This is a genomic window from Proteiniphilum sp., assembly GCF_034927365.1.
Taxonomy (GTDB): domain Bacteria; phylum Bacteroidota; class Bacteroidia; order Bacteroidales; family Dysgonomonadaceae; genus Proteiniphilum.
The window spans coordinates 374572-400383 of record NZ_JAYFQD010000007.1; the positions used below are offsets into that span (position 1 = coordinate 374572).

Genomic DNA, 25812 nt, shown 5'->3' on the forward strand with positions numbered 1-25812 from the left:
CAAATATAGAAATTATTCCCTTAAATTCAGATAAATACGTTATAAAAGACTGAAAGGTAACTCACAGTATAATATGTAAAAAATAAATGGATTACCGTTTATGGGATTTCTATCAATCCATCTCAATATCCCATATCCCGCAGGCTCGTTCCAATTCAACCAAGGCGGCAGCACATCCGAAAAGGGTTTCGTTATAACTTACTTGCACCTCGTTATGGGTTCGCTGCGCATTCAGCACTTCAAGGATACTGGTTTCTCCCCGTTCATAGCTGTATTTCTTCTTCTGGAAGATGGTCTCCGCTTCTTGTAGCAATCCTGTATTGAATTGTTCCACTTGGCGACGGGCAGTCATATATTGATGATACGCTTGCACTACCTCAGCTCTGATCTGTTGCTGCACTGCTTCGTACTGCTTTTCCTGTTGTTGGGCAGCGAACTGGGCAGCCCGCAACTCTCCCTTGTTGGCATTGGAGAATTTCAAAGGAATGCTGATCCCCGCCATAACACCTTTAAAAGCGGGTGCCGGTGCGATTTCATTCTTGACAATAGAAGAGTAGGTACCCCCTATACTGATACCCAGATCAATGGCACGATTGGCTTTGGCCAGTCGCAGGTTATTTTGTGAGACTTCATTGCTCTTCAGGGCAGCCTGCAGGTCGGCACGGTTGTTTTGCGCCTCGACGATCAATGCAGGTAGATCAAAATCTCGTTGGTAGTAACCCAGATTGCCGACAACAGAAAGGGGCAATTCCGCATCCACACTTCCTTGTAACAAGGCCAACTGTACCAAGGCATCGTGTAATTCTCCCACACTCTCATACAAGTCATTCAACATGGTCGCCGCTTCCAATTTGGACTGCAGTGCATCGACTTCGGTGATATCTCCCAACTTGAAGCGGATACTGTCTGCACGGGCCAAACCGGCCATTTGCAGGTAGGAGGATTGTTGGATTTCCAATAGCGACTTCTGTTTCAATGCTTCGAAGTAGGCGATGGTCGCGTCAGCCCGCAAGTTGCGGAAATAATCTTCCAATAACGCTTCGGTCATCTCCTTCTCACTTTGTGCCAACCGGATACGGGCTTTCCGCTTACCACCCAATTCAAGGGTGTAACTCAACTCAGCATCCACGCCATATCCCATTTGCAGATCCCAGTTCTGGTTATTTCCATAGCTAACGGACAATTCCGGGTCGGGAAACACCTTTGCGGCTTTTACCGCTGCCTCGGCAATACTTACATTATATTTTTCAGCCAGATAGCTGATATTGGAGTTTTTCACATTCTCCAGATATTGAGTGAATGTCAGTACCTTTTTGTCCTCTGTAGGTTTCTCCTGCGCATGTGCAACGACGGCCAACAGGCATAACATGACTGCCAGGAATAATTTCAGAAAATATATCTTATTTGTCATTGGTTCGTTGTTTGAGTGGGTTTTCCTTTTTCCATCATGTAATAGAACGCCGGCAGAATATAGAGGATCAGGATGGTTCCAAATAACAATCCATATACAATCACCGTCGCCAACGGGCGCTGCACGTCGGAACCGATACCGGTCGATAATGATGCCGGCAATAGTCCCAACACCGCCACAGTAGCAGTCATCAGTACCGGACGTAACCGGTGGGATGCACCCGATATCACAGCCTCTTTCAGTTCGACTCCCCTCTTCCGAAGGATATTAATATGGGAGATCATAATCACACCGTTCTGGATAAACACCCCGAACAGAGCGATAAATCCTACTGCCGATGATACATTGAAACTCATCCCACGGACTACCAAAGCCAACATCCCCCCAAAAACTGCCAGCGGTAACATCCCTATCAACAGACCGGCCTGGCGGAACTTTCCGAAAGTAAAAAACAGCAGAAGGAACATCACCGCCAATGTGATAGGCATGATAACGGCCAGACGGCCGAATGCCCGGTGCTGGTTTTCCAATTGTCCTGCCCAGTGAAGTTGAAATTGGGTGTGATCATACTTCACCTCCCTTTCTATGGTCGATCGCGCTTCTTTGACAAACGAAGTGAGATCCCTGCCGCGCAGGTTCATCCGCACAGTAGTGAAACGCTGGTTCATCTCACGGGAAATCATACTGGGACCTGTTGTCGTCTTCACCTCTGCTACCGCGGAGAGAGGGACCCTCGCGCCTGAGGCAGAAGTAAGCATTAATGCTCCTATATTCTCGGGGGTGTCGCGTGACGCTTCATTATAACGGCAGATCACATCGTATACCCGGCTACCGATAAACACCTGGGAAATGGCTTTTCCGCCAATAGCCACCTCGATCAATTCAGCCACATCCGAGACATTCAAACCGTATTGGGCAATCTTATCACGATCGGCTACAATCTGTAATTGCGGCAGGAAAGGTTCTTCCATAATCCCTACATCGGCCACACCATCCACCTCACCGATGACTTTCACCAAATGCTCGGCTATACGGCGGCTTTCGGCCAGGTTTTCTCCGTAGATCTTGATCGCCAAGTCGCTATGAGCCCCTGCGATCTGATCCATCACCATATCAATAATCGGCTGTGAGAAACCTGCACTATAGCCCGGCATCGTAGCAATCACCGCAGCCATATCATCGACCAGGTCTGATTTCTTACGACCATCTTTCCATGTTTTATAGGGTTTCAACCCGATCATCACTTCGATATGCGAAAAGGAGAACGGACATACTCCTTCGTCGTCACGACCGGTCTGGGTCATCACATAAGTTACTTCATCAAAGTGTTTGAGTTTATCCCTGAGGTCTGTAGCCATCTCGGAAGATTTCTCAAGCGACATACCGGGAGGAAGTTGCACCTGTATCCAGATACTCCCTTCATCAAGCGCGGGCATAAAGTCTTTTCCCACAAAAAAGGATAGTCCGATCACTACTGTCAATACCGCTGTGATAGGAGCGATCAGCTTCTTCGGAGCCGCAATAATCTTTGTCGTCTGCCGCTTGTATGTTTCTGTCAGCTTTTCGAGCCAACGGTTGTGATATACCTTTTGTGGCTTTCTGTAGACCGCAAAGGCGAGCCCCGGTATCAGTATCATTGCCGAGGCAAGGGCACCCAACAGGGCAAAACAAAGTGTGAATGCCATGGGTGTGAAGAGTTTCCGTTCCACACGGTCGAAGGCGAATAGCGGCAGGTAGGCCACAATGATAATCAGGGTTGCAAACAAGATTGGCTTTGCCACCTCAGCAGCCCGTTTGGCAATGCTCGACTCCTGTAGTTCCACACCCGGATTATCCTCCCGCTTCTTGAGGATCGTCTCCATCATCACAATGGTACCATCCACGATAATACCAAAGTCGATGGCTCCCAGAGAAAGCAGGTTGGCCGGAATATCGGTCAGCCACATCAGGATAAAAGCGAACAGCAGCGAAACGGGGATAGTAATGGTCGCCAGTAATGCTCCTTTGGGACTTCCCAGGAAAATAATCAATACCCCTATCACCAGTAAGATCCCGAACGAAAGGGTATGGGAAATGGTATGCAGGGTGGCGTCCACTAACTCAGTACGGTCATAAAAGGTATGGATCTGCACATCTTTGGGCAGAATATTCTCGTTCAGGTCATCCACCGCCTGCTGTATCTCTTCCAGCACCCACGAAGGATTCTGATAGCGCAGCAGTTGCACCATGCCCTGCACTCCGTCCTCATAGTCTATCTCTTTATCGACATAACCCATGATCCCTTTCCGTTCAAGGTTCCCGTACTTCAATTCGCCCAGGTCTTTTAAATAGACAGGCGCTCCGGAGACAGTCTTCACCACGATATTACCCATATCCTGCAAGTCCTGTACAAGCCCCACACCACGCACTACGTAACTCAGGTCGCCACGACTGAAGGTGCTTCCTCCGGCATTGGAATTATTACGTTCAATTGATTCCGTCACTTCGCTGAGCGAGAGGTTGTATTTCGTCAGCATATTGGGATCAATCTCTATCTGAAACTGGGTTGTGATGCCACCAAAGTTGGACACGTCGGCAATACCGTGGATCTGTTTCAGGCGGGGGATAATCACCCAGTGATTGAGTTCGGTCAATTCACGCAGGCTCTTGTTCCCTTTGACCACATACCGGTAAATCTCTCCCGTGGGTGATGTCAGCGGATCGAGCCCCGGCTGCGCATCGAAAGGTAGGTCGATATCATTGATCCGTTCCAGTACCCTTTGCCGTGCCCAGTAATCGTCTGTGCCGTCTTCAAAGACAAGCGTAATTTTAGAGAGTCCGAAAAAGTTCTTGCTCCGCATGATCTTCAGACGGGGAATGCCATTGAGTTCCCGTTCGAGCGGAATGGTGATCTGTTGTTCTATCTCGGTAACGGCCAATCCCGGCACCTGGGTGGCCACACCCACTGACACATCGGCGATGTCAGGATAAGCATCAATGGCAAGTTGCCGCCAGGCATAGATTCCGATAGCCGACAGGATAATAAATATCGTCAGCATCAACCAGCGACGTTGAATAAGGGTATTCATCAGTTTTTCCATCGATCTACATATTTAGAAAAATTCCACCCTTGGCTACCACATTTTCACCCTCTTCGATACCACTCAAGACAAGTACCTCATCCATACTGACCGTTTCGGTCTGCACCTTACGACGGAGATATTGGCCTTTCGAAGCCTCGACTAGCACATAATCATTCTCCTGCTCCTGCATGATGGCGGTGGCAGGCAGGACAATGGATTTTGCCGGAGAACTCAGGAAGTGCACCTTGCAGAACATACCCGGTTTCAATTGCCTGTCGGCATTATCACAAGCAATGATCACCTCCAGCGATCGGGTCTCCACATCCAGCATCTCACCTACATGGTAGATCGTACCCGGAATAGCTGTCCCGGGATGTGCGTCGGTGAATACCTCTACCTTTTCCCCCTTTTTAATGGTACCGAAATTTCTCTCTTTTACCAAAGCGGTAATCCATACCGTCGACAAGTCAGCAATGACAGCCAGCGGCTCAGCATCCTCCTTTACATAACTTCCGATGGTGATATCATATCTCACTACCTCACCGGCGATGGGCGACACCACTCTCAGGGCCTGCCCCATTTGCAGTGAACTGGCATCTATATTGAAAATCTGTAGGGTTGCCTTTGCCTGTTCCCATTCCTTGGCGGCAATATTGGCTTCGTTCCGCGCCAGTTCCAACTCTTTTTTCGAAGCCACACCATTGGCTTCTAATTCCCTCTGGCGATTATAATTGGTTTGTGCCACTTCGTTAGCCGACTGGGCGGCAAAATAAACTTTGACAGCTTCAAAAAATTCGGAAGAGCTTAGTTCGAAAACCGGCGAACCGGCACTCACCTTTCTTCCCAGTTCGACAAATGATTTTGTGATGCGTCCGGCAAAAGGAGGCGCGATCTCGGCATATTTACCCGATACGGGGCGAATAGTTCCGACTGTCCTGAATCCGGCAGAGAAATCCCTCAATTGCACTTTCTCGATCACGATTTGCCCCAGAATGGGAGAATCTTCTTTCACGACGATGGTATCGCCTTTATATTGCACTTCAGCACTCTCCTGTGCTGTGTTATTCTGTTTGCACGAAGCCAGCAGCATGCACAGCCCCGCAAATATGATTATTCTATTCATGTGGTATAATGATGTTGAAATAAAATGATGGAATACACCCTGTTAGTCAGTGGTATATTTAACTGATAATAAATATATTAACCTCTTATGGTGTACAATAAAATTGTCGCAATACAACCATAGAGAGAAAATACAACCTGAAAGAAAAACAATGCATTATACCAAGGCAGGAGGTGCCCGTAGGGAGATAGAAGTGGTTAAATTAGAGATAACTCTTTCCTCAAGGAGAGGCAGTAGGAAGACCTGCAATAACAAGAAGACAGCAAAACCCACTACACCTACATTCGCCGAAAGAGTATGAAAAGAAGACAACGCCGAGATCAGCGTTAACTCACTCTCGGTGTGTGTCTCTGTTTGTGTATGGGCTTTATTGTGTATGTGGGAATGGACAATGGTGGTACCATTGACGATATGGGTATGGGTAAAGAAACAAACATTCACATAATAGAATGTGAATACTGAGAATAGGATCCAGTTAATTATCTGCCTGTTTCTTCGCGACATCTCCTTGCTTTTGATTTGCAAAAGTAAGGTTTTTAAAGTTTATTTCCTATGAATATTCTCATTGATATATTTTTTGAGTTCTTTCTCGTATAGTTTACCTACAGGTAAACTCATCCCGTTGTGGAGAATTATCTGCTTCCTTTCAATACATTTTATAAAAGAAATATTCACAATGTAAGATCGATGTACACGAAAAAACAGATCGGGTGGTAATGTTTCCTGATACGATTTTAGGCTACCAAGGCTCATAATCGGCTTTTTGTCTTCCAGAAATATACGAACATATTCACTTTGACTTTCGATAAAGAAAATCCCTGCAATATCGATAGCCATCGTCTTATATTCCGAACGGACAAAGATGGTGTGCTTACCTCCTTGTCCCTCTTTTATCCCCTGCATTAACAGATACTGTCTGTACAACCTCTCCGCTGAACGCACAAAATCCTGATAATCGATCGGTTTAAGAAGATAATCGGTCGCTTCTACTTTGAAGCCCTCCAACGCATATTCGGAGTGGGCGGTAGTAAATACGACCAACGGTTTTCGATTCATACTCCGGATGAAGTCCAACCCGTTAAGTCCCGGCATCTCTATATCCACGAATATGGCATCTGTACTATTCACTGAAAGCCACTTCTGCGCAACCAGCCCATTACGGAATGACCCTGTCAACTCGAGAAAATCAGTCTCAAGGATATATCTTGACAATTGCTGGAGTGCCAGGGGTTCATCATCTATCGCTATACATCTAACTTTCATGTTTTGATGGGTATGTCGAGGTTTGCTATAAATACTCCGTTGCCGCTATATGTTTCCAGATTATAGTTATCCTTCCCGAAAAGCAACTCCAGGCGCTTTCGCAGGTTATCCAATCCCATCCCGCTTGCAGGAACAGAATCGAGGGATTCTGTGGACGATGTATTGACTACGGAATAAAGAAGATGACCATTCTCAATCGACATCCGTGAATGGATATGTGATTTACCGCTTATGCTAATTCCATGCTTGAAAGCATTCTCTATTAATGTGATCAGCAGCAAAGGAGGTATCTGGGCATGAAGCATTTCCGGTGGATACACAGACATTATCTCCACATCGTCTGTATATCGTATCCGCATAAGCCCTATATAATTTTCAATGAATTCTATCTCTTTTTCCAGTGTAATAAAAGATTTTTCTGCCTCGTACAGCACATATCGCATCAGTTTAGACAATTCGACCACCGCCCGTTTTGCTTTTCTCCCATCAATATCGATCAAAGCATGAATGTTATTGAGCGTATTCATGAAAAAATGAGGGTTTATCTGTGCTTTCAGATAGTTCAGTTCATTGCGGAGATTCCGTCTCTCCAACTCATCGAGTTGCTTATTATCGTTGATGGACTTAAAGAGAAGACGTATAGCTATATTAAATCCCGCTACCAGCATCGCCATCAACAATCCGTTCAGGTATGGCCCCCATTTCTTGGGAAATTGCATTGATGGCGGACCTTTTTTCTTATCACCGGGCGGAGGTCCCTTAAAAGGAGATGGCTTTATTCTCTCCTCATAGAGATGATCTTCATTACTTTTTTTGAAGATCTGTTCTTTTTTTGGATGTGGGTAGGGATTTATACCGTCTGCTATCAATGGTCTGGCAATAAAAAGAAAAAAGACCGATAGGAGCAATAAACCTATATACAACAGATGTTTCTTTCGGAAAAGGAATAGAGGGATCAACAGGTAGTTATTCAACAAAAAAAGTAATGCAAAAGGAAATAATCCTATCCAATACCTTTTTACGTCATTCCAATGGATACTCCCTTCAAAGCTGTAACCAGCCAAAGGTATGATAAACAAGACAAGCCATATAAAGGCATATATCAGGTTTTCGAGTACATATTGTTTTCGATTAACCATCTATTGTTGTGTTTCTGTTTGAGCAAAGATACCGCTGCTACGCAAAGATAAGACAATAGCGGTATTATCAGTTTATGAGTGTGAAGTATTAACAAAATTCTCTATAGACGCCATCCTCCTCCAGGACCTTGAGCGGTACCTACTGTACTAACTGCACCAGCAGCTGATCCGGTCGTGAATGTTCCGGCAGCGGTACCTTTGGTATAGGTTGCTCCGGTATAGAAACCATGAAAATTAGATCCACCCAATATAGATCCACCGGTGTAGATGGTGTATCCCGTATTTGCCGTGAGGGCCGGACTGCTGAAAAGCATGGTCATCTGCGATGAATATGTTTTGGGTAACTTGAAAGTCAAGACTTCTTTTCCGCCCGACGTGGCTTCTATGCGTATGACCTGAATACCAGTCGTGGAGGCGTTAAAGATCAATGACCGCTGGGTACTGGAATTGGCAGTGGGGCTACTTGTCGATCCTCCAAGACCTATCAGGGTACCGCCGGTAATGGAGAAACGGTTGTTATCACAATCAAATCCTGCTTCCGGTCGGGTAGCTCCTGCTGCAATGACGACACCTCCGCTGACCGTAAGTGTACCGTTCGAGTCAATTGCATCGTTGGTGGTGCTGTTGCAATATATATTCCCTCCGTCTATTTGTATATGGGTGGTTGCGTTGATACCATCGTCGTAGGCTTCTATATCCACTTCTCCCCCGGTTATAGTAAGAGTGGCCTTACTTTCCAATCCTTCAGCCTCGGTCCTGGAAGTACGTATTTTGATGGAACCTCCGTTAATCGTCAGGTTTCCGTCGCTTTTTATCCCCTTGGCTGCCGTATCGTTATTGGTATCATAAATATACTGGTCGCCGGTGGTAGTCACCGATACAGTTCCTCCGTTAATGACCAGCGTACCGTCGGCACTGATCCCTTTGCCACCCTTACCTGTACTTAGCACCGTAAGAGTTCCCTCTTCCATCAGGAAATTGCCGTCGCATTTAATGCCTGCCGCTGAAGAGATATCGTTATCGTCTGTATCCCAAATGGCATGCCCGGCAGTATTCAGTCCAATATTCCCTTTACGGATCAAGATATCTCCTGATGGTTTAATTCCTTTTGATGCTGCACCATAAGTGGTAATATCTACCTTTCCGGTCGACTCAATCTCTACATTTTGTTTTGTCTTGACACCATGGCCTTTGTCACCGGTCGTCACGATAGTTATATCCCCGCCGGTAATTGAAATAGGCGCTTTGCTACTTTCGCTGTCTATTCCATCACTGGTGGAACGTATTGTCAGGACACCTCCTGAAATAGAGACAGCGTCATTGGTATGGATCCCATCACTCGCTGCTTCTTTAATATGGATGGATCCTCCCGTGATTGCCAGTTCACCATCCGACGCAAGTCCATGTTTATATTTCCCTCTAATCTCAAGGTTGCCATTCCCGTTGAATTCGAGATCTCCTTCGCTGAAGAAGGTTGCTTTCATATCTTCTCCGTCGGTGAGGGTGTATTTAGCTCCATCAATAAGTCTGTTATTGGTCTTATCAATAATAGTTACGGTACATTTTTTTTTGCTTTGAATATTTATCGCAGCACCATCCGGCTTGGTTATTCCGACGCCGTTCAATACCAGTCCGAATTTCTCATTGCCATAGATCTTCACCGATCCGTCGGCAATTATCCCTGAAAGCACATAGTTCAGTATTGTTCCAGAAACAGTAGAAGTAATGACAATATTTCCATTATCGTTTTCTACGACTACACCCTTATTTTCAAACGGATTGGAGATTGTTGCACCACTCAAAGTGAATGCAATTGAAACAGCATTTTCAAAACTAATACTTTGGGAATTCGGATTGAGATCATCGTCGTCCGTACTACCGGGATCCTCAGGTATTTCGGGGTCTTCCTCGGGATCAGTATCAGTATCCGGGTCAGTCTGTTCCGTTTCTTCCAGATCAAGTTCTCCAAAATCATCCTTACTGCAAGCGTACATCATCAGTACGGTAAGACTCAAGCATATAATCAATAAATTCTTTTTCATAATGCGTTATTATTTATAATTAGTTTCATCGCAAATATAGTAACAACGCTTTTTTTACAGTAAAGAAATCAATTAACAGCACTTTTTTATCAATGAACGTAGGAGATCGTTGTATTGCAACTCATTCGAAAGGTTCTTTTTAAGATAATTCGCTCAATTCCCAGATTAGATACTACAACAGTTCCTACAATCGCAATCTCATCTGAAATTTTATTCACCATTAAGTTGTCGGAAGTAAGAGTACAAGTATAGATTGCGATTTTTCCGTTTGCATGAACTCGAGGGCATAGGTGTTTGAGGGATTGCCGTACTCTATCGTCAAATAAGGGACTATTTCCTGATAAACACTCGGGTTGACAGGACTAGTTGCATTATAATCCAGGTATACATCCATTTTTTTAATCTATAAATGAGAGTTTACTCTAATCGCTCGGTGGTTTCGGTTGATTTTTTCCCGTTATTTCAGAATTTCTTCAAAATTCAGCCGCAAAATTACGTGACAAAAAGTTATATACATGGCACTCCAGGAAGAATTAGAAAGACAAGGCAACTGGCTTTTCAAGCACAGGAGCTACTTACCGTTAATTATTCTGTTGATTGGTACGATTTTGCATTTAAGATCTGAACTCTACGAGACATTCATCTTAGAAGAGACACCTTACGAAATTTATTATGAAAGGCTCTGCCTGTTGGTAAGCCTGTCCGGATTAGTCATCAGGATTTATACGGTTGGGTATACACCCTCAAACACATCAGGAAGAAATACCAAAGGGCAGTTAGCGGATAGCCTGAACACAACAGGGATTTACTCTCTTGTACGCCATCCGCTCTATATCGGAAACTTTTTCATGTGGTTTGGTGCTATACTAACGACCGGAAATTTCTGGTTTGCAATAGCTTTTATTCTTGCCTATTGGGTCTATTATGAAAGGATTATGTTTGCCGAAGAACAATTCCTGAGAAAGAAATTTGGAACTGCCTACATAGAATGGGCAGAGAAAACACCAGCGTTTATCCCCTCATTCAATCGCAAAAAATTTATCAAACCAAAGTATCGGTTTAGTTGGAAAAAAGTCTTGAAAAAGGAAAAGAACGGACTGGCAGCCATCTTGTTGATTTTCACCTTTTTCAATGTAACGGGAGAACTGATAGACAGGGATACAGACTTCGATTACTGGATTTTGGCATTGACTCTCTTAACAGGGCTCATGTACCTGATATTAAAATACCTAAAGAAATACACCCGTCTCCTGAATGAGACCGGGAAATAGCTTCAATTGGCATCACTAAATACCACACTAAAACAGTGTTTGTTCCCTCTATATTCATATCTTATCTTCCATTGGTGAAGCAGACAAATCTGTCGTACTATCGACAACCCCAATCCGTTCCCTTTCTTCTCTTCTGAAGTACGGCTAAACCTTCTGAAAATCTTATCCGGATTTAAAGGTTCAAATTGCCCTGTATTCGAAACAGAGAGAACATTGTCTTTCAAGATTATTATAATAATTCCTACATCTTTTACATTATGCCTGATTGCATTTACGATCAGGTTATTGATAAGGCTCTCCAGAAGAATTAAATTGGCACTGATTATCAATGGATTTATCTCCTCAACTACAAGTACAATACCTTCACTATCGGCCCTTTCTTTCAAAGGGGCTAGCTGCTCGAACAAGACTGCAGCCAAATCGACCGTTTCCCGCTGTTGAAATTGTTCGTTATCTATTTTAGCCAATAACAACAGGTTCTTATTCAATCTGGCCATCCGGGATGAAGAGGAATAAAGGGATTGAATGATATTGGTCTCTGTCTCCGTCAAATCCGGCTGTTGAAGAAGCATGTCGATCTGTGACTGGAAAACCGACAATGGCGTTTGTAATTCATGGGAAGCATTCTCTACAAATTCTTTCTGTTGCCTGTATATTTTTAAATTTTCACGGATTAATTTGCTTAGTTGTTCATTCAAGTTGACGAACTCTTTCACATCGGTAGATCCGAATTCGGGCTCTTTTCCCGATGCCAGGTTAAACTGTTCCATCTTCTGAAGTGTATGATAAAAAGGCTTCCACATCCGCCTGGAAACAATGATATAAACAATAGACAAAGAGATGAGCAATATAGCAAATAATATTCCATATTGGGTAAGGAGCATACTATATAAATCTCCGGGTTCAATCATCGGTACCCTCGATGCCAGAATATATTTGTTCCCTTCAATTATGATTTCTGAATACAATATACGATAGTCGATATCATGGCCTTCCGATTGATTAAAATATTCTTCCTGACGGACTATTCCCAGTGGTTGATCTTCGTCAAACGCAAGTATATAAAGGTCTTCATTGTACTTGTTCCATTGCGCAATATCATGGACAGTAAACGAAGGGAGTTTTTGTTTTATAAATTCTTTGGAGCGAAATCTTATCAGATCATCCAGATCCTCCGCATACTTGTTTTCCATAAGGATATACAATAAGGGAAAGCAACACAGCAGGATAATTACCGTGAATATGAAAAACCTGAAAAGGCTTTTAGTAGTGAGTGATTTTAATCGAGCCATTGGTATCCTGTCGCATAAATGGTTTTAATACAATTGGTGCATCCCGCTTCTGCTAACTTTGATTTCAAGTTCTTGATATGAGCATACACAAAGTTATGATTGTCCAGCATATCTGCCATATCACCGGAAAGATGCTCCGCAATAGCATTCTTCGATACTACCCGGTTCTTATTTCCGATAAGGTATAACAGCAGGTCGTACTCCGATTTTGTCAGAATTACCGGTATCCCTTTTGACTTGACCGACTTTAAAAGAAGATCTATCTCCAACTCATTTGTCCGGAGTACATTGTTACTGGAAAAATGTCGCCTTCTCATCAGGGCATATATCCTGATACTCAATTCAGAAAGCGGAAAGGGTTTTGCCAGATAATCATCGGCACCGATTTTCAATCCGGTAATTTTATCATCCAGTGCTCCCCTTGCCGAAATAATAATAATTCCGCTATCCACATTTCGCTGTTTTACCTCTTCCAAAATTGCAAGACCTTCGCCGCCGGGTAGATTCAAATCAAGCAGGATGCAATCATAATCATACAAGGCAATTTTTTCTTCGGCTTCGGCAAAATTATAAGCTTGCTCACACAAGTAATCATCTGCTGAGAGGTAATCCACGATATTTTGCGAGAGCTCCCGTTCATCTTCTATCACCAGTATCTTCATCGAAATAACAGGATTACTGTTTATCCATCAGGATGACAAGTGCTCCACCCGTAATCAGCAAACCTCCCAGAAGCACTTTCCAACTAACGGGTTCTTTCAAAATCAGGAAAGACAGCATGATGGCGAAGATTACACTCAACTTGTCGATGGGCACCACTTTCGAGGCATCACCCAACTGTAGGGCCTTGAAATAAAACAACCATGAAAGGCCTGTCGCTGCTCCTGAAAGGATTAGAAACAGCCAATTCATCCCGCTCAACTCCTTTATTCCGTGAATAGTATGGCTGAAATAGACAATTCCCCACGTGATAAGGAGTATCACCACAGTCCTGATGGCAGTAGCCAGATTGGAATCTATATCCTTGAGTCCTATCTTGGCAAAAATGGCCGTAAGGGCCGCAAATACGGCCGATAATATAGCATAATATTTCCACATACTCTTTTCCATTACGATTACTTGAGTTCGTCTCGTCTAAAACTTCACCTTCACTCCAGCCGTCACTACCTGTGTCTCATAAAAGTTTTCATAAATAGCTTCAAAGCCGGTATTATACACCGTTTCCTTAATTCCCATCGTATTGAAGATATCCCTCATCGAGATTAGTAATTCAATCTTGTCTCCACGGAAGTTCTTCCTGAACCCCATATCGATGCCTCCTCGGGCTGCACGTCTTCCCTGAGGTATATTCATCAGGGCGAAATATACGCCGGAAAGTTGAATCTGGCAACTTTTTCCGATATTATATTGATGATTCATTTTTGCATACCAGGTGTTGTCATCATTTTCAGGCAGGGAGAAGGGACGTTCGTAGGGAAAATAAAGAATTCCATCGTAGGCGGCTATATGATTATGGAAGAAGTTGAAACTTCCGGACATCTTCCAGGAATCATTGATTTTCTGCTCCGCAATCAATTCCATTCCGATATTCCTGTTCTTACCGGTATTCTCATAGACCTTGTTGATGATATCATACTCCTTACTCTGTTCATCAATCGCATATATCCGGAAATAGGGATCGAGAGTAATCTTATAATATGCCGAAAGGAATATAGAACCGGTTTTCCAGAAATACTTGTAAGCCAGTTCAAAATTATGTGTAAATTGGGGACGCAGGTAGGGATTCCCCACCTTCAGCAATTCGGGATCGTCATATTTCGGGAATATCCTCAATTCCGCTTCGCCCGGCCGGTCAATACGGCGATTGTAAAAGGCGGAGAGCCGGTTCAGCTCATTGATCCTCCATGTCAGGCGGACGTTCGGGTACAATTTCCAATACTCATATTTGTCATTGGAGGGATAATAAATGTTATCCGGCGAAATATCATAAAAGATACGGGTATATTCACCCCTCAACCCAAGTTCGAGATCTATTTTCGAAGTCTCCATCACCCAGTTCGCATAGAGGGCTGTGATATCTTCGCCCCAGTCCGACCAGTCACCCAACCCGGGATAGATAACGGACTTATCTCCTTTATAAACATCGTACGTCACGGGTAGACGCCGTACCTGTCCTTTTGCTCCGGCTTCAATACGACCGTTGGATGTTGGCTGAATATAATCTATCGTCAGCTGGATGACATGCTCCTTTGCAATCACATGAGTGGTATCCCCTCCTACACGGTAGGATGAGGTTTCATTCAGGAAGTATTTCTCATTCTCCCAGCCACGGATATATTGTAAGGTTGCTTTCAATTCCTGTCCCGGGTTGACAAACTGATGAGTAAATGCACCGGTGACATTGGCCAATCCCGTAGTTTCGTGCTCATACCATTGCCATCTACGGTTGCGTTCTATATTCTCTTGATTGAAAAAGCCGACGTCGGCTTTGTCCACATGGTTTTCGAAGTCATACACACCCGAGACTAAGAAGCTGTTACGTTCGTTAATCTGCCAGTCGAGACCTCCTTTTACAAGATAATGGGTTTGCATCCTATTTTCCGGTATCTGTGAGAGGATAGACCCACCATCTGTATAGTGTCGGGTGGTAAATTCATTGTTAGGTAAGTTCCGCTGGCGCATCACTTCCGTTTGCAAAAATAAATTTACATTGGATGTCTTATAGTTAAGGTTCAGCGAGGGGATAACCTTTGGATTTATGTTATAGCTCCCGAGAGTGGATGGAAGGTCTCTCTTGCGTTTAGTCAATGCACCCAAACCTGCGCTTAATCCGACATCACCATTAAATCCGGTCTGCCGTTCCTTCTTATAAATGATATTGATCACACCTGCCATTCCTGAAGCATCGTGTTTGGCCGAAGGATTGTTGATGATCTCAATCCTTTCGATATTGGAAGCCGGGATATTATCCAATCCTTTCTGATTCCCGAAACCGGTGATGGCAAACTGGTTCCCGTCAATCAACACGGCCACTTTGTCACTACCCCTCAATAACACTTTTCCCTCCTGGTCGATAGATATACCGGGCAGGTTGGCCATCGCGTCCAGGAGGGAACCTCCGGACTGGGAAATATTGTCGGCCAAATCAAAACTTTTTTTGTCCAGACTCTTGCTGATTGATTGTCGTTCCTCCGTTACCTGCACTTCATCGAGCATGATGGTCGATTGGGCAAGCGCGATCTTTCCCAGGTTATACACACTGTTCAACTCTCCAACCACCAATCCGACTTTTTTACTTTCGTACCCTACAAAGGAGACTTGTACGTCATATTCACCGATAGGTAATCCGGTAAAGGAAAACCGCCCCTCTTCATCGTTCATGGCGCCTGTCACCATATCTCCCGTACTTTTCTTGGAGACTACTATTGTCGCATATGGAATGATTTCTTTGCTCTTTTCATCGATGATTTGACCCGAAACAACCGATTGTTGTGCTACACAGTGAATGGATGCAAATACTACTAAAATCACAATTAAAAATCTGCTCATCTCCTTTTTTGAGTGCAAATATGGAACTCGATTCTGTAGAAAATTTGAATGTCGATTATTTAAAGATGTTCATTTCTTCGTTATAAACTGGACTTTCAATGTTTAAAAAGTTCAATACACTATGGAATACGTGGTGTTGTGACAATATTTCATTTGGCTTGAGCTCCTTTGAACCATCGGACACCCAAACGATGAACGGAATTTCATATTGTTCTTTAGGTGCAATACTCATCGGTACACCGTGCATATACAAATTCTTTTCCCCCAACGACTCCCCATGATCGGAAACATACATCATCGTGCTTTTATACTCGCTTAACTGTTCCAATTCTTCAATGATCCTGTGCAGAATATAATCGGTATAAACAATCGTGTTATCATACGCGTTGATCAGTTCTTCCGGAAAACATTCTCCCAGTTCAACACTATTGCAAACAGGTCTGAAGACTTCAAACCGGGGAGGATATTTCTTGCTATAGGTAGGGCCATGACTTGTACTTGTGTGCAGAATGATCAATACCTTATTTTTATTGCTCGCCAATACCTGTTCCTTTAGTCCCGCCAGGAGAATTTCATCGTAATCACATCCTTCTCCTTCGCAATGCTGTCTCAATGAATCCATGGTTTGATACTTTTCAATATGGACGGGAGGTTCTCCCCAATTGGTCGTTCTCCAGACAACCTCAACATTGTTCCTGTACAGGTAATTGGGTAAGATTTCATACAGATCATTGGTATTGGCGTGTTCCAAAATACATTTTACGGTGGCGGTGGTATAAGTAGCGTAGGAAGTCGCGGGAAAATGGAACACATTCGATGTTTGCGAAAGGAACGGGTTGGTGTTTTTCCCGTAGCCATACAGTGAGAAATTCTGCATCCTCGCTGATTCACCGATGACCAGCACTACGACCGCTTTTTCATTGTCTTTTATAGTGGCATCCGGTAACATGATTTCTTTCTTATTACTCCGGTATTTATGGACATAAAAACGGGAAGTGTTTACGGTATAAGACCACGGCATCACAAGTCCCCCCAGTTGTTTTGCATTCTTGTCGACCCAGAGTAAATTGTTCGCATTGGCAGCTACCAGAAGGATGATAAACAATAAGGCAAGCGAAGAGGTAGCTATGAATTTCTTGAATGGAGCTTTTACTATTTTCGTCTTAATGATATAAATGGCAGGAATGATACCGAGCAGGATGACATACAATATCAGTGTAAAAGAGAAAAATCCGCTTGCCTCTTCGTAATTGGTATTGAACACATTACCGATCATGCTTTCATCTATGATGGTACTGTAAGTATTGATAAAATACACTGAAACAGCATTGAGAATAAAGAACAGAATCAAGAGGGATTTCCCGACAATCCGCGAGAGATAAAGTACCAGATAGAAAACAAAGGCATTTACGACCAGCACCGCAATGATCAGGCTAATAACAAGAATTATGCCGTTAAGACTCTTATAATCGACGTTTTCAAAGATAAATTTAAAGAATGGGTAATGAAAGAATACAAAATTCAGAAAACTCATCAACAAGGCAAAACGGACTACCTGCATGTTATTATTGAATAGTTTCCTTAGGACTTTTTTTAAAACTTCTAACATATATTTGAATGATTTTATATAGCGAAATAATCAGGCTGATGAATGACAAATAATATACGACCAGATTTGCATTCATTATCTTGAAAACCAGAATGACACAACCCACCAGAAACAACACGATAAAAAACGGATAATATTTTTTATCGTCAAACCAACCCCAGATTTTATATTTCCGGCTGATGAAAATGCCCAAAAGTCCGGAAATATACCCGATAATACTTCCGGAAACGACATCCAACGGATAATGTGCACCTACTCCTACTCTGGAAGAGGCCAGGATCAGTCCCGTAATAACAATGAAGGATGACCATAATATCTTATAGTTCAATCCCCTGGGCATAAAGGCAAACAGTAGTACCGTAAGCACTAAAAAGATGGTGATTGCATGTCCCGAAGGTAAACTGCTGTACCCTGCCAATCTTCGCCCTATAATGAAAAAACTATCATTGTCCAATACCGCTGCTGGACGTGGTACTGCAAATATCTTTTTCAATGAAGCAGAAAAAATGACCGAAACCAGCATGCTCGATGCCAGTGACTCCCATAATTTGGGGGCATACAATACAAGCATACTTAACAATGCAAGAAAAACCAATCCATCCCCGAATTGGGTAAGATTGGATTCAAGATAAGTATACTGCCCAAGATAATGGTTGATAGAGAAGAAACTCTCCTCTTGAATCCGTATATATTCATCAACATTCAGGGCATGTCTGCTATACAGAAAGAAAACAATGGCCATTATCAGAAAGAGAGGTAAAAAAAACAGACCAGGTTTAAGTCTTGCATAGTTCTGAATAACATGGGTGTTCATTATACTTTTTTAGGATGCAAATATTGCATTCAATTTTGTAGAAATTTTGAATATTTGAGATATGCGAAAACATTATTATGATTCGTTTCTACTGCACACGGTGTCGCTGACCACTCATTATTTTAACTGCCGGGAAAATTCAAAATTTCTGCGAAATCAATCTCTTTTTTTGCAGGAGATTAATTCAGGAAATAATGAAACGGACACTTGCAGTTCTTATTCTCACGATTGTTCTCATCCCGGGTGTTATTGCGCAAGAGGCAGATACAACAGGCATAAAGCTACCCGTGAAAAACGTGACCAGGTTGAAAGATGCATCCTACTCAAAATTCATTATCCCCTCTATTCTGGTATCATACGGACTCATAACAAGGATTAGCAAACCGTTACAACAATTAGATCATAGTGTACATGAAACAGTAAGTAAAAATTTTCCTGGTAAGACTCATATTGACGATTACACTCAATTTACACAGTTTGTGCCGTTATATACGCTTGATCTGGTAGGAATAAAAGCAGCGCACAACTTCAGGGACAGGACATTCATAGTAGCGACATCCTATATTATCATGGGCCAAACAGTAGGTAACATGAAAAAGGCTTTCGGTGTTGAACGTCCGGACGGGTCGAACAAGAGAGCCTTTCCTTCCGGCCATACCGCCTCCGCCTTCGTCGGAGCGCATATCCTTTATAAGGAGTATAAAGATGTTTCCCCGTGGATAGGAGTCGCCGGTTATGCAGTCGCTACCGGAACAGGAGTCATGCGGGTTTTGAACAAGAGGCATTGGCTAAGTGATGTCGTTGCCGGGGCGGGCGTTGGCATGTTAAGCGCCGAAGCCGGATATCTACTGCTTCCGGTTTTCCATAAACTGTTCAGGATAAAAGACAATTCTAATAATCTGATTTTAGTACCCTCAATCGGTATGGATAATTACGGAATAGGATTGGCATATTCGTTTTAATAATATTACATCCCATGTCAAATATTATAACAGTGTTGAAATCCTCACCCACTTTTTTCAGTATTATCATACTGGCAATGTCGGCAACCTCCTGTTCATCTTTTCGAGACTATATGCGCCCAATATCAAGAGGTATTCCCAAGGAAAGTGATGCAGTAAAAAGCAGTTTCAGAACCATTCATAATGACTCTATTGTGCCACCCTTTCACTTCATCAATGAAGATCAGGCTGAAAATGCTATTAACGTGCTTATCGATGATAAAATGATTGATGCTACCGCAGTACCTCTGGATGAATTTGTAAAATTACATAAAACCCTCTCCTTTGCCATTATCAGGAACGATACGGTACTATACGAATATTACGCTCCCGATGTTACCAACCAGACCAATGTAACCAGTTTTTCGATTGCCAAATCATTCGTAACAATGCTGATAGGCATTGCCATCCATGAAGAAAAAATAAAAAGTGTCCACCAATCCATTGCCGACTTTTTTCCTGAACTATCTGACAAACCCGATATTCGCCCAATTACCATACAAAACCTGTTACAACATACATCAGGCATCAAATTCTCAAAAGAAATGTTCAACCCGTGGTCCGACAATGCAGAATTCTATTATACGGAAAACCTTCGTAAACGTTCATTGAATCTGAACGTGAAGGAACCACCGGGACAACATTACGATTATCAAAGCGAGAACACAATGCTGCTTGCCCTTATTCTTGAACGCACAACCGAAATGAGTATCAGCCAGTATCTTGAACAGAAGATATGGACACAAATTGGCACTACGGCCCCCGCCACGTGGAATACCGACCGGAATGACACCCTGGCTATCGAAAAAGCTTTCTGCTGCCTGAATGCAAGGACAATGGATTTTGCCAAATTTGGCAGATTATTACTTAACAAGGGCAGCTGGAACGGGAAACAAGTTATTCCCGAAGAATTTATCCACGAAGCCACAACACCATCCATCAAAAATGGTGGCAAAATGACCTATGGTTATAATATGGGGATCGGTCCTGTAAAGTATGGCAGTTTCTTTTCTGTCGGATTGTATGGTCAATTTATATATCTATATCCGGCACACAATGTGATTATAGTCAGATTTGGCAAAAGCGGGTATAGCTATCAACCCAACTATTGGAAAAGTATTATGCTGCAGATTATCGACCAGTTGTAACATAATTCTCAACTCCAATCCCGTTTAGTTCAAAACTATGATAAGTATTAATAATATACTGATTTATGTCAACTTAAAAACAGATTAATGATGAAAACAACATTCTTAAGTATTCTAGGATTGGTGGCATTCCTTGCCTTTACAAGCTGTAATGAGAGCAAAAATGTCCCGCAGCCGGTTCTATCGGCAATGGGCAAGATGTATCCTGCCATCAAAAAAATCGATTGGGATCATGAAAAAGATGGTTCATGGGAAGCCGGATTCAAAAATAACGGCAAACAAACAAGCGTAACTTTTTCTGCGGAGGGTATGCTGAAAGAGATTGAAGAAGAAATTACCACCGCCGATTTTCCTCAGGCAGCGTTGGATTATATAACACAGACTTTCCCCGGCAAGAAAATCAAGGAAATCACCAAGATAACCGATTCAAACGACGTAAAAACTTACGAAGCCGAAATTGATGGTTCCGATTACATTTTTGATGCTGACGGGAACCTGATTTCTAAAAGTAAGTAAGACTTTAGAATACAGAAATTTGACCATACTAATAGACAGGGCATGCCCTGTCTATTAGTATTACAATTTAATAAAACCAATTAGTTTTCAGACGCTTTACAACTTTAGCAATAGATATTGATTTTGTGATCACTTGGGTCGATATGGACGACCCTAAATGGAAAGTCGATTTTGTAAAATATTCGGGCAAAATTGACAACACGAGAAATGAAGTCTCAGAAGCCCGTTTCCGCGATTATGGCTTTTTGAAGTATTGGTTCAGAGGAGTAGAAAAATTTGCACCGTGGGTCAGGAAAATACATTTCGTTACTTGTGGCCAAAAACCGGCATGGTTGGATGCCAATCATCCAAAATTGGCATTGGTCAGTCACAGCGACTACATTCCAAACGAGTTCTTACCCGTATTCAACTCTTCTCTGATAGAGATCTATCTGCACAAGATCCCCAACTTGGCAGATCATTTTGTCTATTTCAACGACGACTCTTTCATTACGAATCATACTGAAAAGGATCGCTTTTTCACTGACGGATTGCCGAATGATATTGCCGCTTTCCGGCATAATTTCGGTACGGGACTATGGACAAAATGTTTGAAGAATAACATAAAGATTATCAGCCAGAAGTTTGACAAGCGAGAAGTACTGAAACGTGATCACGATAAATGGTTTCATCCTTCATATGGCAAAAAGTCGAGACTTACACGATTACTAAAACCTTACGGGGAATTCATCACACTTGTCACGCCTCACAACGCCCAGCCTTATTTGAAATCGACTTTCGAGGAAGTATGGAATTATGCCGGGGACAAGTTCACCGCGGTATCCATCAACCGATTCCGCAGTCCCAATGAATACACCCAGGAGTTGTTCCGCACATGGCAGATATGCCGTTCAAATTTCAACCCATACAACACCTATAAAAATACGAAAATGTTCCCCCTCATACTCCAATCGAACGAAGCCATAAAATCGATCTACGATCAGACATACAAGCTAATCTGCCTCAATGACAACGCCCATATCAGAAACTATACACAAGTGATGCAGGAGATCGAAAAAGCATTTGAGACTATATTACCGGAAAAATCGGAGTTTGAGATATAATTTCTTGTATCTGAAGAAATTCATTATTAAGACTGCGGTTCAAAGACATTTTAGAAAAAACCATAAGATCCAATTTTTTTCATTTGAATTCGTTGAATTTTCAGAATTTCATATCATTGATATCTGTTAATTAATTTTTTCTTCATAAAAGAGTAACTGCTTTGTAATATAAAATGAAGTCCTTTGCAGCGATTTTTTTAAGGTTATCATCAGTTACAATTATTATGAAAAGAAAAAAGATTAAACTTCTCATGCTTTTGCTGACCGGACTTGGTTGGTTTTTCTTTGCCAATACGCTTACGGCACAGAATAACATGGTTAAAGGTACAGTGAAAGATGAGAGCGGAACGACGCTCATCGGTGTAAACGTGGTGCAAAAGGGCACAACAAAGGGTACCATGACGGATTTGGACGGTAACTATACCGTACAGGTTCCGCAGGGTGCAATAATTGTCTTTTCCTACATCGGTTTTTCATCGCAGGAAGTAGAGTGGAATGGAGAAATTCCATTCGATATTATTCTGAAGGAAGATTTTGAAGTATTAAGTGAAGTTGTAGTAGTTGGATATGGAACACAACGAAAAGTAAATCTATCGGGAGCCGTGGATCAAATTGGGATAAAAGAACTGGAAGCAAAACCCATCACCAATATTTCGCAAGGTTTACAAGGAATGATACCGAACCTTAATATCGATTTTACCAGCGGTGAGCCGGGACAGGCAGCCAGAATAAATGTTCGCGGATTAACCTCCATCAATGGAGGTAGCCCGCTTATACTTATCGACGGCATTGCTTCGGATGCAAACGAATTGAATCGGATCTTACCGGAAGATATCCAAAGCATATCCGTATTGAAAGATGCGGCGTCGGCAGCCATCTACGGTGCCAGAGCAGCTTTTGGAGTAATTCTGATTACGACGAAAAGTGGCCGGTCCGATAAGATTCAGATCGATTACAACAATAGTTTCACTGGCAAACGTCCATCCATACTCCCGGAAAAATCATCAGATCCATATATTTATCTGAAAACAAAAAATATAGCCGTACTGAATACACCCTGGAGCGGAGGACACGTGGCAAGCGACGAGAGATTGGAATGGGCACGACAAAAATCGGATGATCCCTCTATCGACCCGGTACGCTTAAATCCCTTAGACCAGACTCAATGGGAATATATGGGTAACAAAGATTGGACGAAATATTTCATCGATAAAATGACATTTTCAAATTCGCATCAGGTATCCGTTTCTGGCAAAACCGAGAAAACGACGTTCTATCTATCTGGCGGATTCGACCAGGAGAATGGGATCCTATCAAAGATCGTTGATAATGATTCCCATACAAGATATAACATGCGGATAAAAGGTAGTTACAATATAACCGACTGGTTCACACTATCCAATAACACATCCTATGTATCCACAGAGAGAATAAAACCGGGATATTTCTGGAACTCCGATATGTCGATCTTCTACAATCTGGCTCCGCAGGATCACGATCTCAACCCCGACGGAACATGGGCAAACAATGCTGCGGGTCGGTTGATGGCCCAATTGAAGAACGGAGGTAAGGATAATCGTACTTACGATCGTTTACAAAACACATTTGGCGGGGAGTTCAGCTTCCTCAATAATTTACTGAAAGTAAACGCTAACTACTCGTTCGTAAAAGGAAGCGAGGATTATAGTTACAACGAGACCAAATATCAAATCGGTTATGGGCCGCAAGACGTACGTGAAGAAGGCAATAGCAGTGCATACAGGACCTTTTCCACTGATTTTTACAGTGTGGTGGATGTTTTCGGGACATTGAACTGGTTGAAGAACAAACATCAGTTTACGACAATCCTGGGATTCAATCAGGAATACAGCAAGTATAACCAGATATTGGCCGAGAGAGAGGGTTTGATCTCCACGCAATTGCCCTCCATCGGCCTGTCGACCGGGCAAATGAACGTAGACGAGAGTTATACGGATTGGGCTATCAGAGGGCTGTTTTATCGGTTGAATTACATCTACGACAGTAAATACATCGTCGAATTTAACGGCCGCTATGATGGTACGTCAAGATTTCCAAAAGAAAAACGGTTCGGCTTTTTCCCTTCAGTCTCACTTGCATGGAGAATTGACTCCGAACCGTTTTTTGAGCCACTCCACGAAAAAGTCGCCAATTTCAAATTGAGAGCATCCTATGGCTCTTTGGGTAACCAGTTGGTAAGCGCCTACGGTTACATCCCATCGATGAGTTCGGGGTTGGGCGGTTATCTGATCGACGGTCAACGCCAACTCACGGTATCCTCTCCCCCACTTGTTTCTGCCAACTACACCTGGGAAACAGTGACTACGCAGAATATCGGTATTGATCTTGGTTTTTTGAATAACAGACTCTCACTTGTCGCCGATCTCTACCGTCGCGATACCAAAGGGATGCTTGTTCCAGGAAAAGAGTTGCCGGGAGTGCTGGGAGCTTCTGCCCCTCGGGAAAATGCGGCGGATATGAAAACCAGCGGATGGGAAATCACGCTTTCCTACAATAATAGCTTTCTGGTGGCAGACAAGCCATTCAATCTAACAACCCGTTTATTACTCTCCGACACACGCTCATGGATTACAAAATTCGATAATCCCACTAATTTGCTGACACAATATTATGTCGGACAGGAATTAGGCGAGATATGGGGACTGCAAAGCGACGGACTTTTCACCAACAAAGAAGAGATCGCCAAACTCGACCAATCGGAAATTATCCCATGGGGTGCATTAGACATTATTGCGGGTTGGCCAAAGTATAAAGATCTGAACAGCGACGGAAGGATCACAAAAGGCCTTACTGTAGATGATCCCAAAGACTTGTCAATCATCGGGAATAACAGTCCGAGATACAGATACGGAATTAATATAATCGGAGACTGGAATAACATCGATTTTTTGGTCTTCCTCCAAGGAATCGGAAAAAAAGACTATTATCCGCTGCACTACCTTTACTGGAGTTTCTATCAGCAGCCATACGCCGGCGGACAAACTCATATTTTCGATTATTATCGTCCCCAAACGGATAGTGATGTAGATATGGCCAAACACTCGAAGGCTTATATCGCCGCCGGCCTCGCCCATCAAAATCTGAACGCCCGGTTCCCGATTCTTCAATCATGGCTGGCCGACAGAAACCTAGGTACACGTATCGACCAATCAATGGGGATGGCAATCCCACAGACCGGACACTTATTAAACGGTGCTTATTTAAGAATTAAAAATATCACATTGGGCTACACGCTCCCACAAACAGTCACCGATCGTATTAATCTGAATAGGGTGCGGTTTTTTGTAAGCGCTGATAACTTGTTCGAGTGGAGCGAAGTACGCAAGTATTTCGATCCAGAAGCTATTACGGAAGACACACAAAATGGCTATGCATACCCGTTTAACCGCCAGTATATTTTCGGAGTAAATGTCACATTTTAAAAAAGAAA

Annotated in this window: 20 protein-coding genes; 6 read left to right on the forward strand and 14 right to left on the reverse strand. The window is 42.9% G+C overall.

What is annotated here, in order from left to right:
• Positions 1-112 precede the first annotated feature (112 nt).
• From VB073_RS05040 to VB073_RS05075, 8 genes are all read right to left on the reverse strand, one after another.
• Complete coding sequence (locus tag VB073_RS05040; protein WP_323403051.1) at positions 113-1411, reverse strand: TolC family protein; 1299 nt, start codon at positions 1409-1411, stop codon at positions 113-115.
• On the reverse strand, positions 1408-4491 hold the full coding sequence (locus VB073_RS05045) for a CusA/CzcA family heavy metal efflux RND transporter (RefSeq protein WP_323403052.1): 3084 nt from the start codon (positions 4489-4491) through the stop codon (positions 1408-1410). The genes VB073_RS05040 and VB073_RS05045 overlap by 4 nt, the downstream gene beginning before the upstream one ends.
• A gap of 4 nt (positions 4492-4495) precedes the next feature.
• Positions 4496-5596: an efflux RND transporter periplasmic adaptor subunit gene (locus VB073_RS05050; protein WP_323403053.1), complete on the reverse strand. Its 1101-nt coding sequence runs from the start codon at positions 5594-5596 to the stop codon at positions 4496-4498.
• Between the two features lie 156 nt (positions 5597-5752).
• On the reverse strand, positions 5753-6100 hold the full coding sequence (locus tag VB073_RS05055) for a hypothetical protein (protein WP_323403054.1): 348 nt from the start codon (positions 6098-6100) through the stop codon (positions 5753-5755).
• Between the two features lie 39 nt (positions 6101-6139).
• The gene (locus VB073_RS05060) at positions 6140-6859 is read right to left on the reverse strand and encodes a LytTR family DNA-binding domain-containing protein (RefSeq protein WP_323403055.1); all 720 of its coding nucleotides are present in this window, start codon (positions 6857-6859) and stop codon (positions 6140-6142) included.
• Positions 6856-7998 (reverse strand): sensor histidine kinase, encoded by a 1143-nt coding sequence (locus tag VB073_RS05065; RefSeq protein WP_323403056.1) that lies wholly within the window; start codon positions 7996-7998, stop codon positions 6856-6858. The genes VB073_RS05060 and VB073_RS05065 overlap by 4 nt, the downstream gene beginning before the upstream one ends.
• Positions 7999-8099: 101 nt before the next feature.
• Positions 8100-10040: a carbohydrate-binding domain-containing protein gene (locus VB073_RS05070; protein ID WP_323403057.1), complete on the reverse strand. Its 1941-nt coding sequence runs from the start codon at positions 10038-10040 to the stop codon at positions 8100-8102.
• Positions 10041-10260: 220 nt separating this feature from the next.
• The gene (locus tag VB073_RS05075; RefSeq protein WP_323403058.1) at positions 10261-10434 is read right to left on the reverse strand and encodes a hypothetical protein; all 174 of its coding nucleotides are present in this window, start codon (positions 10432-10434) and stop codon (positions 10261-10263) included.
• 121 nt (positions 10435-10555) lie between these two features.
• Here VB073_RS05075 and VB073_RS05080 point away from each other — a divergent pair, with 121 nt between their 5' ends.
• Positions 10556-11311, forward strand: coding sequence for an isoprenylcysteine carboxylmethyltransferase family protein (locus tag VB073_RS05080; RefSeq protein WP_323403059.1), 756 nt, complete (start codon positions 10556-10558; stop codon positions 11309-11311).
• Between the two features lie 2 nt (positions 11312-11313).
• On the opposite strand, the gene VB073_RS05085 is transcribed toward VB073_RS05080, so the two are convergent.
• The 6 genes from VB073_RS05085 to VB073_RS05110 are packed head-to-tail and all read right to left on the reverse strand — an operon-like array spanning position 11314 to position 18575.
• The gene (locus VB073_RS05085; RefSeq protein ID WP_323403060.1) at positions 11314-12603 is read right to left on the reverse strand and encodes a HAMP domain-containing sensor histidine kinase; all 1290 of its coding nucleotides are present in this window, start codon (positions 12601-12603) and stop codon (positions 11314-11316) included.
• Complete coding sequence (locus tag VB073_RS05090; protein WP_323403061.1) at positions 12591-13265, reverse strand: response regulator transcription factor; 675 nt, start codon at positions 13263-13265, stop codon at positions 12591-12593. Before VB073_RS05090 ends, VB073_RS05085 begins: the two co-directional genes overlap by 13 nt.
• A gap of 13 nt (positions 13266-13278) precedes the next feature.
• The gene (locus tag VB073_RS05095; protein ID WP_323403062.1) at positions 13279-13701 is read right to left on the reverse strand and encodes an EamA family transporter; all 423 of its coding nucleotides are present in this window, start codon (positions 13699-13701) and stop codon (positions 13279-13281) included.
• A gap of 36 nt (positions 13702-13737) precedes the next feature.
• The gene (locus VB073_RS05100) at positions 13738-16152 is read right to left on the reverse strand and encodes a TonB-dependent receptor domain-containing protein (RefSeq protein ID WP_323403063.1); all 2415 of its coding nucleotides are present in this window, start codon (positions 16150-16152) and stop codon (positions 13738-13740) included.
• A 55-nt stretch (positions 16153-16207) separates the two neighbouring features.
• Positions 16208-17761 (reverse strand): phosphoethanolamine--lipid A transferase EptA, encoded by a 1554-nt coding sequence (gene eptA, locus VB073_RS05105; protein WP_323403064.1) that lies wholly within the window; start codon positions 17759-17761, stop codon positions 16208-16210.
• Positions 17718-18575 (reverse strand): phosphatase PAP2 family protein, encoded by an 858-nt coding sequence (locus tag VB073_RS05110; RefSeq protein WP_323403065.1) that lies wholly within the window; start codon positions 18573-18575, stop codon positions 17718-17720. Before VB073_RS05110 ends, eptA begins: the two co-directional genes overlap by 44 nt.
• Before the next feature lie 194 nt (positions 18576-18769).
• Here VB073_RS05110 and VB073_RS05115 point away from each other — a divergent pair, with 194 nt between their 5' ends.
• The 5 genes from VB073_RS05115 to VB073_RS05135 all read left to right on the forward strand — a co-directional run bounded on the left by VB073_RS05115 (position 18770) and on the right by VB073_RS05135 (position 25804).
• Complete coding sequence (locus tag VB073_RS05115) at positions 18770-19537, forward strand: phosphatase PAP2 family protein (protein ID WP_323403066.1); 768 nt, start codon at positions 18770-18772, stop codon at positions 19535-19537.
• A 14-nt stretch (positions 19538-19551) separates the two neighbouring features.
• Positions 19552-20724, forward strand: coding sequence for a serine hydrolase (locus VB073_RS05120; RefSeq protein ID WP_323403067.1), 1173 nt, complete (start codon positions 19552-19554; stop codon positions 20722-20724).
• Positions 20725-20811: 87 nt separating this feature from the next.
• The gene (locus VB073_RS05125; RefSeq protein WP_323403068.1) at positions 20812-21240 is read left to right on the forward strand and encodes a PepSY-like domain-containing protein; all 429 of its coding nucleotides are present in this window, start codon (positions 20812-20814) and stop codon (positions 21238-21240) included.
• A gap of 125 nt (positions 21241-21365) precedes the next feature.
• Positions 21366-22343, forward strand: a complete 978-nt coding sequence (locus tag VB073_RS05130) for a hypothetical protein (protein WP_323403069.1) — start codon at positions 21366-21368, stop codon at positions 22341-22343.
• Positions 22344-22567: 224 nt separating this feature from the next.
• Positions 22568-25804: a TonB-dependent receptor gene (locus VB073_RS05135; RefSeq protein WP_323403070.1), complete on the forward strand. Its 3237-nt coding sequence runs from the start codon at positions 22568-22570 to the stop codon at positions 25802-25804.
• The last annotated feature ends 8 nt before the right edge of the window (positions 25805-25812 follow it).